Origin of the sequence: Rhodococcus sp. FH8 (assembly GCF_019266085.1) — a bacterium.
Lineage (GTDB): Bacteria > Actinomycetota > Actinomycetes > Mycobacteriales > Mycobacteriaceae > Rhodococcus_F > Rhodococcus_F qingshengii.
In genome coordinates, this window is the sequence record NZ_LPNQ01000067.1 from 1 (window position 1) to 1,483 (window position 1,483).

At 64.9% G+C, this 1,483-nt stretch carries 3 protein-coding genes; all 3 read right to left on the reverse strand.

What is annotated here, in order from left to right; translation table 11 throughout:
- Window positions 1-781, reverse strand: a 781-nt coding sequence (locus tag ATN38_RS17595; RefSeq protein WP_306300987.1) for a Clp protease N-terminal domain-containing protein, incomplete at its 3' end; no start/stop codon positions are given.
- Window positions 763-1,092 carry a chaperone modulator CbpM gene (locus ATN38_RS17600; RefSeq protein ID WP_003942652.1) on the reverse strand — a complete coding sequence of 110 codons (330 nt, stop codon included), beginning with the start codon at window positions 1,090-1,092 and terminating at the stop codon, window positions 763-765. The genes ATN38_RS17595 and ATN38_RS17600, both read right to left, overlap by 19 nt.
- A partial coding sequence (locus ATN38_RS32820) for a DnaJ C-terminal domain-containing protein (protein ID WP_306300988.1) occupies window positions 1,089-1,483 on the reverse strand: 395 nt, incomplete at its 5' end. The genes ATN38_RS17600 and ATN38_RS32820, both read right to left, overlap by 4 nt.

The window sequence follows — 1,483 nt, forward strand, 5'->3', positions numbered from 1 at the left end:
CGAACTCGCCGCGGTACTTCGCACCGGCCACCAGAGAACCCATGTCGAGCGAGAAGATCGTCTTGTCGCGTAGGCCCTCGGGCACGTCGCCGCGGACGATCCGCTGGGCGAGACCCTCGACAATCGCGGTCTTACCGACACCGGGGTCGCCGATCAGCACCGGGTTGTTCTTCGTTTTCCGGCTCAAGATCTGAGTTACCCTGCGGATCTCGGCATCTCGGCCGATGACCGGATCGAGTTTGCCTGCCCGCCCCTCGGAGACGAGGTCGCGCCCGTACTTCTCCAATGCCTCGTACGCCCCCTCCGGGGTGGCCGAGGTGACACGCTGATTGCCGCGCACCTTCGTCAGCGCTGTGAGGAAGGCGTCTCGTGTGACCCCGTGACTGGCGAGGACCCGACCGGCCGCGCTGGCCGATCCTTCCTCGGAGAGGGCCATCACGAGATGCTCCACCGACACGTAGGAATCCTTGAGTCGCTTCGCCTCCCGCTCTGCGGCGTCGAGCAGCTTGGCCAGGCGCTGGGTGATCGTCACCTGACCGGGTGTCGCGCCGGGGCCGCTGACCTTCGGCCTACGCGACAGTTCACGATCCAGATCGGATCGCAGGGCATCGACGTTCGCGCCGGCCTGTTCGAGCAGTCGGGGTACCAACCCATCCTGCTGATCGACCAACGCGAGCAGCAGGTGCTCTCCGTCGACCTCGGTGTGGCCCATTCTGGTCGCGACGTTCTGGGCTTCCTGCAGGGCTTCTCGTGACTTTTCAGTCAGGCTGCCGGTGTCCATGGGGGTGTCCTCCTTCTGCGGGAAGCTGCTTCGAGTTTCTCGATTCGATCCAGCAGATCGAGCACGAGCCCGATTGCCGAGTAGTTCAGGCCCAGGCCGGTCCGCAGCCGTTGGATGCGGGCGGCGTGGACCACTTCGGATGGTTCGAACGACATCTCTCCGCCGGCGTAGCGGTGGGCGTCGAGCAGTCCGAGAGCCACAAGCTTTCGTGCCAGGTCGGGGTGCAGCCCGGTACGTTCGGCGAAGGCATCCGGCGACAAACCGGCACGGCGAACCAATACGTACTGAGTGACCGGGGTCGGGGTGCTCATGTCTCTTTCCTCGGATCGAAGTTCGATTCGGCGCCCAACTGCTCGAACAGCTCGCGTTCACGTGCTGTCGGTTTCGACGGAACCATCACCTTGATTTCGGCGTAGAGGTTGCCGTTGGCGCCCCGCGGATTCGGCATTCCCTCTCCGCGCAGGCGCAGCTTCCTACCAGTCGACGAGCCCGGCACCACTTTGACTTTCGCCTCGCCACCCGGGGTGGGAACGACGACTGTCGACCCGAGAACCGCCTCCCATGGCGATACGGGCAGATCGACGTAGATGTCCCGACCCTGCACGCGGAACCGTGAATGCGGTTTGATCCGCACCACGAGGTACAGATCCCCAGGCGGCGCGTCACCGTTGCCTCGGCCTCCTTGCCCGGCCAACCGGATTC